The sequence below is a fragment of the Microbacterium sp. p3-SID336 genome (assembly GCF_025143365.1).
GTDB lineage: Bacteria > Actinomycetota > Actinomycetes > Actinomycetales > Microbacteriaceae > Microbacterium.
Window position 1 is genome coordinate 1 of record NZ_JALXPE010000104.1, and the last position, 6,101, is coordinate 6,101.

General features: G+C 71.0%; 8 protein-coding genes. 4 read left to right on the forward strand and 4 right to left on the reverse strand.

The window, feature by feature from the left end:
• Positions 1 to 20 precede the first annotated feature (20 nt).
• The 3 genes from M3C17_RS18630 to M3C17_RS18640 are packed head-to-tail and all read right to left on the reverse strand — an operon-like array spanning position 21 to position 2,280.
• A complete protein-coding gene (locus M3C17_RS18630; RefSeq protein ID WP_259979548.1) occupies positions 21 to 1,322 on the reverse strand; it encodes a GNAT family N-acetyltransferase in 1,302 nt (433 codons plus the stop codon).
• 53 nt (positions 1,323 to 1,375) lie between these two features.
• Positions 1,376 to 1,621, reverse strand: a complete 246-nt coding sequence (locus tag M3C17_RS18635; protein WP_259979549.1) for a zf-HC2 domain-containing protein — start codon at positions 1,619 to 1,621, stop codon at positions 1,376 to 1,378.
• Positions 1,618 to 2,280, reverse strand: a complete 663-nt coding sequence (locus M3C17_RS18640; RefSeq protein ID WP_311198460.1) for a sigma-70 family RNA polymerase sigma factor — start codon at positions 2,278 to 2,280, stop codon at positions 1,618 to 1,620. The genes M3C17_RS18635 and M3C17_RS18640 overlap by 4 nt, the downstream gene beginning before the upstream one ends.
• Positions 2,281 to 2,350: 70 nt before the next feature.
• Here M3C17_RS18640 and aroA point away from each other — a divergent pair, with 70 nt between their 5' ends.
• The 3 genes from aroA to bcp are packed head-to-tail and all read left to right on the forward strand — an operon-like array spanning position 2,351 to position 5,224.
• A complete protein-coding gene (gene aroA, locus M3C17_RS18645) occupies positions 2,351 to 3,667 on the forward strand; it encodes a 3-phosphoshikimate 1-carboxyvinyltransferase (protein ID WP_259979550.1) in 1,317 nt (438 codons plus the stop codon).
• Between the two features lie 3 nt (positions 3,668 to 3,670).
• Positions 3,671 to 4,741 carry a ribosome small subunit-dependent GTPase A gene (gene rsgA, locus M3C17_RS18650; RefSeq protein ID WP_259979551.1) on the forward strand — a complete coding sequence of 357 codons (1,071 nt, stop codon included), beginning with the start codon at positions 3,671 to 3,673 and terminating at the stop codon, positions 4,739 to 4,741.
• A 9-nt stretch (positions 4,742 to 4,750) separates the two neighbouring features.
• Entirely contained in the window at positions 4,751 to 5,224 is a 474-nt protein-coding gene (gene bcp / locus M3C17_RS18655) for a thioredoxin-dependent thiol peroxidase (RefSeq protein ID WP_259979552.1), read from the forward strand.
• 15 nt (positions 5,225 to 5,239) lie between these two features.
• On the opposite strand, the gene M3C17_RS18660 is transcribed toward bcp, so the two are convergent.
• The gene (locus tag M3C17_RS18660) at positions 5,240 to 5,626 is read right to left on the reverse strand and encodes a hypothetical protein (RefSeq protein ID WP_259979553.1); all 387 of its coding nucleotides are present in this window, start codon (positions 5,624 to 5,626) and stop codon (positions 5,240 to 5,242) included.
• Between the two features lie 229 nt (positions 5,627 to 5,855).
• Here M3C17_RS18660 and M3C17_RS18665 point away from each other — a divergent pair.
• Positions 5,856 to 6,101 (forward strand): WhiB family transcriptional regulator (locus tag M3C17_RS18665; RefSeq protein WP_017203224.1); only part of this gene is annotated, 246 nt, incomplete at its 3' end.

Below are 6,101 nucleotides of genomic sequence, written 5' to 3' on the forward strand. Positions count from 1 at the left end.
CGCCGAGACGGGCTTCGCGTTCAGTACCAGATGTCGAGCGACGCAGCCGGGTACACGGCGAAGGCCCTCTCCAGCGCTTCGACGGCGGTGGGCGCCGCGACGATCCGACCGGCGGCGTGGAGGGCGCTCGCGCGCACTCCCCCGGCGTAGAGCGACGAGAGCGCCGAGACGTCCAGAGCGAGATCCGGCTCGGCATCGCTCGCCACATCGACGAGCGCTGCGCCCGTGCCGTCCACGCGAAGGCGCCACGTGCCAGCGGCGAAGCCGAGCGGGTCGTCGACGCGCAGCACGGTGTCGAGGGGCGCACCGTAGCGGCGCGCGCTCAGGGTGCGCGGCACATCGAGGATGCGCAGCCAGCCGTGGTCGTGCACCACCTGGGTCACGCCGCGCTGATCGGCCACCAGCCAGGGCAGCGGATCGTCGAGCGGGCGCAGGTCGGCGGTGACCTCATCGACGAGGTCGTGCTGCAGCGCGAATCGCCACAGCGCCGCCGTGGCCTCCGCTGTCTCCCCCACGAGCAGTCGCACGTGCAGCGCGAAGCGGAACGACTCGCCCTTCTCGCTCACCGCATAGGCCATGACACCGCGCAGCACGCCGTCCTCATCGCGATAGCACACACCGCGCACGCGCTCCCGCTCGGTGTCGTTCGCAGCCAGTCCGCCGATGCCGACCCAGCGTGCGGCCCATCCCGGCACCTGTCCCGATCGCGCGGACCGTGCGCGGTCGTGCACCTCACCGAGGTCGGCGGCGAGCTGCTCGCGCTCGACATACTCGATCCGGCCGCGCGGAGCGGGCCCGGCCCACCCGGCGCGGCGGGTGTCGACGGTGAAACGGGCGACGGGAATGGCCGAGCCGAAGCCGTACCGCCCGTAGATGGTCGCCTCCGAGGCCGTGAGTCCCGCCAGCGACACGCCCGCCGCGGCGGCGGCGCGCAGCTCGCCCTCCAGCAGCGCTCGTGCGATGCCGCGGCGGCGGTGCGTGCCGGACACGGTGACCCCGGAGATCGCCCACATGCCGATCTCGCCGCCGGGGAGCGTCAGGGGCGTGACCCAGGAATCGATCGTGGCGACGGGCAGGTCGCCCGCTGCGGCGCCGTGTTCGTAGACGCCGATGTTGCGGCGGCTGCGGACGGTCGGCAGCCCTTCCGCCCGCGTCTCCGCTGTCGGATCGGCGCCGAGGAAGCCGCGAGCCAGGGCACGTTGGAACGCGCGCACCCGCTCGTCATCGTCCACATCGAGCAGCCGGTAGTCGAGGGAGTCCTCCGCGAGCCGGTCGACGGAGGTCTGGTCGGCGGGGATCCCGCGCGCATCGATGAGGGCCATGGCACCAGCCTAGGGTCGCCGGCGGACACCGCGGCGCCGGGTGACGGCCGACCTCAGTGCTGAGCGGCCTGGACCTCGCGCAGCCGCGCGAACACCTGATCGCGCAGCTCCTCGGGTGCCGTCTCCTTGCAGGCGCGCGCGACGACCTCGGTCAGCGTCCGCGCCACGAGCGCCTCGTCCCGGCACGCGGGGCAGTTCTCGAGGTGCTCGCGGATCTCCGCGTGCTCGGTCTTGCACACCTCGTTGCGGAGGTACTCCTCCAGATCCTGACGGGCCTTGTCGCAGCCGCAGTCGCTCATTTCGTGCTCCTCGGTTCAGCCGCGGCGATGCCTCGCTCGGCGGCGTAGTCGGCCAGCAGCTCCCGCAGCATCCGCCTGCCACGGTGCAGACGGCTCATCACGGTGCCGATGGGGGTCTTCATGATGTCGGCGATCTCCTGGTAGGCGAATCCCTCGACGTCCGCCAGATACACCGCGAGTCGGAAGTCCTCGGGGACGGCCTGCAGCGCGTCCTTCACGACGGACGCGGGCATGCGGTCGATCGCCTCAGCCTCCGCCGACCGGCTGTGGGAGGCCGTGGTGGACTCCGCGCCGCCGAGCTGCCAGTCCTCGAGCTCGTCGATCGTGCCCTGGAACGGCTCGCGCTGCCGCTTGCGGTAGATGTTGATGTACGTGTTCGTGAGGATGCGGTACAGCCATGCCTTCAGGTTCGTGCCCTGCGCGAAGGTGGACCACGAGCCGTAGGCCTTCACGAAGGTCTCCTGCACCAGATCCGCGGCGTCGGCCGGATTGCGGGTCATGCGCATGGCCGCCGCGTAGAGCTGATCCATGAAGGGGAGCGCCTGCTCCTCGAACTCGCGCCGGGGGTCGCCGACGCTGTCTGCGGTTGCGGTGTCGTCCATCACCGGCCAGTCTAGGCCGCCGAGGTCGATCACCTCGCGTTCCAGCGTCGCAGGCATCCTCTTCCTCTCACCCCGGGTGCGCCCGCCTCTCACAGCGGCAGCGTCGTGTTTACTAAGGTGAGAACCGATGAGCGCCAAAAGGTATTCCCCCTCTCAGGCGCAGGGCGCCTACCCTGCGCCGACCACCGACGGGCCCGTGCATGCCGAGCTCACGATCCCCGGTTCGAAGTCCCTGACCAATCGCGAGCTGATCATCGCCGCGATCGCCGACGGCCCCGGCCGGCTGATCGCCCCGCTGCACTCCGACGATTCGCGGCGCATGATCGAGGCGCTGCGTGCTCTCGGCATCGGGGTGGAGGAGGTCGACGCCGGCCGCGAGTTCGGTCCCGACCTCGTCGTGACACCGGCCAAGCTGCACGGCGGGGTGACGATCGACTGCGGTCAGGCCGGCACCGTCATGCGCTTCATCGCCCCGCTGGCCGGTCTCGCCGCGAACGACGTGCATCTGACGGCGCATGAGACGGCCCTGCATCGCCCGATGGGCGGTCTCATCAGCGCGCTGCGCGATCTCGGTGTCGACATCGACGACGAGGGCACCTGGGCGCTGCCGTTCACCATCCGCGGCCACGGGCGGATCCGTGGCGGCCGGGTGGAGATCGACGCGTCCGCCTCCAGCCAGTTCGTGTCCGGCCTCCTGCTCGCCGCGCCCCGGTTCGACGTCGGCCTACACCTCGTGCACACCGGCGAGAGGCTGCCCAGCCTGCCGCACATCGACATGACGATCGAGGCGCTCAGCCGCCGCGGCATCCGCATCGAGCGTCCGGCCGTCGGCGAGTGGCTGGTCGAGGCCGGTGTCCCGCGCGCCAAGGAGATCTCGATCGAACCCGACCTCTCGAACGCCGCGCCGTTCCTCGCCGCCGCGCTCGTCACGGGCGGCTCGGTGGCGATCACGGGCTGGCCGGCGCATTCCACCCAGCCGGGCGCTCGGCTCCCCGAGCTGCTCCAGGCCGCCGGTGCACACGTCTCTCGTCACGGTGGCACGCTGACGGTGCGCAGCGGCACGACGATCCGCGGCCTGGATCTCGACCTGTCAGCGGCCAGCGAGCTCACCCCGACGCTGGTGGGTCTCGCCGCGTTCGCGGAGTCGCCGACCACGATCCGCGGCATCGGGCACATCCGCCTCCACGAGACCGACCGGATCGCGGCGCTGGTGGGCAATCTGCGCGAGCTCGGAGGGAACGCCGAGGAACTGCCGGACGGACTCCGCATCGTGCCCGCTCCGCTGCACGGCGGCCGCTGGGCCGCGCACCACGACCACCGCATGGCCACCACCGGCGCCCTGATCGGCCTGCGTGTCCCGGGGGTCGAGATCGACGACATCGGCACCACCGCGAAGACCCTCCCGGAGTTCACCATGCTCTGGGAGCGGATGCTGCGAGGCTGACGGGTGAGCTGGCTCGACGACACCGACGACCTCGAGGACGACTTCGAGGACTACGACGAGAGCTCCGTCCGGACGCGGCCGAACCCGAAGGCGAACCGTCCGCGCACCAAGCGTCGCCCCGCACACGACGACGCGCAGATCGGTCGCGTGCTCGGGGTGGACCGCGGCCGGTACTCGGTGCTGCTCGACGAGGACACCCCGCAGGAGCGCACCATCACGGCGGCCAGGGCGCGGGAGCTGCGGCGCACGCCGATCGTCACGGGCGATCAGGCCAGGGTCGTCGGCGACACCTCGGGCGACGAGGGCACGCTGGGGCGCATCGTGGGCATCGTCGAGCGCACCTCGCTGCTGCGACGCAGCGCCGATGACACGGATCAGGTCGAGCGGGTGATCGTCGCCAACGCCGACCAGATGCTCGTGGTGGTCGCCGCCGCCGATCCGGAGCCGCGTGCCCGACTGGTCGACCGCTACCTGGTCGCTGCGCTCGACGCCGGCATCCGGCCGCTACTGGTCGTGACGAAGACGGATCTGGCCGATCCGACGGAGTTCCTCGCCCACTTCGAGGGGCTCGACCTGCGTGTGTTCACAAGCGCGAGGGACGAGATGCCCGTCGACGAGATCGGAGACGCCCTCGTCGGCCACTCGACGGTCTTCGTCGGACATTCCGGCGTCGGCAAGTCGACCCTCGTGAACGCGCTGGTGCCGAGCGCGGGGCGCGCCACCGGCCACGTGAACCAGGTGACGGGGCGCGGCCGCCACACGTCGTCCTCCACGGTCTCGCTGCGCTACCAGGGCCGCACCGGCACGGGCTGGGTGATCGACACCCCCGGCGTGCGCTCGTTCGGGCTGGGTCACGTCGACCCCGCCAATATCCTCGCCGCCTTCACCGAGCTCGCGGCGATCGCCGAGGACTGCCCGCGCGGGTGCACGCACCTGCCGGACGCACCGGACTGCGCACTGATCGAGGCCGCGGACCGCGGAGAGCTCAGCGAGACGGGTCGCGCGCGACTGGACTCCCTGCAGCGGCTGCTGCAGACGTTCGCCGACAAGGCGGAGCAGCCCCCCGGCCGATAGGCTGGTGTGGTGACTGAGCGCCTGGAACCCGGTACCGCAGCCCCCGACTTCACTCTTCTCGACCAGGACGGCACGTCCGTCTCCCTGGCCGATCTGCGGGGCACGAAGACCGTGCTGTACTTCTACCCCGCCGCCATGACGCCGGGGTGCACCACGCAGGCCTGCGACTTCCGTGACAGCATCTCCGCACTCCAGGGCGCGGGCTACCGAGTGGTCGGCATCTCGCGTGACGAACCCGCGACGCTCGCGAAGTTCCGCGAGCGCGACGGCCTCACGTTCCCGCTGCTCAGCGACCCCGACCACGCCGTGCACGAGGCCTACGGCGCGTGGGGCGAGAAGATGAACTACGGCAAGGTCGTCGAAGGCGTGATCCGATCGACCTTCGTCCTCGACGAGGACGGCACGATCACGCTGGCCCAGTACAACGTGAAGGCCACCGGACACGTGGCGCGCCTGCGCAAGCAGCTCGGCATCGACGCCTGACGTCGAAGGGCGCGGTCACTCCGCCCCGCGACGCTCCCCCTCACGGCGCGCGCTGGCGATCAGCAGCACGAAGCCGAGGACGGCGGGCAGCCCGACCCCGAGGGTGAAGGTCCACAGGATCGGCTGCACCGTGAGGGAGGCGAGCGCCAGCGCGATCGCGAGCACCTGGAAGACGATCCCGCCGGAGCGCGCCCACGACCGGCCGGCGCGGGTGCCGAGAGCGAACGCGGCGAGTGCCGCCGCACCGATCAGCGTCAGCACGATCAGCGCGATCGCCGTGGGCAGCGAGGCGGCGTCACCCGCGCCGAGCCCTGCCATCTCGATGAGGGCGAACACGACCAGCGCCACGGCCTCGACCGCGAGCACCGCCGCTGCGGCGAGGGCGATTCCGGGTGCGCGCACAGCGTCCTCCTAGGGGTGCAATGACGAGAAAACCCTTGATTTCGCGGTTTCCATGTAACAGAATAGAGAAAGTCATGTGCTCCCACAGCGGCGTGGGTCGAACGTTCGCGTTCGCATCACAATCGGCGGGCATCCGTCCGCATCTCAACAGGGTAGCGGAACCCGAACCGTCGCCCGAATCGAGAGTCGCAGCGCGACATCTCATGAAATCCACACCGAGGAGCCCCCCATGGACTGGCGCGACAAGGCCGCCTGCCTGACCGTCGACCCCGAGCTATTCTTCCCTGTCGGGAACACCGGACCGGCCGTCGACCAGATCGAGAAGGCCAAGACGGTCTGCGCGACCTGCACCGTCACCGAGATCTGCCTGCAGTACGCCCTGGAGACCAGCCAGGACTCCGGCGTGTGGGGCGGTCTCTCCGAAGACGAGCGCCGCGCCCTCAAGCGCCGCGCCGCACGCGCCCGCCGCGCCTCC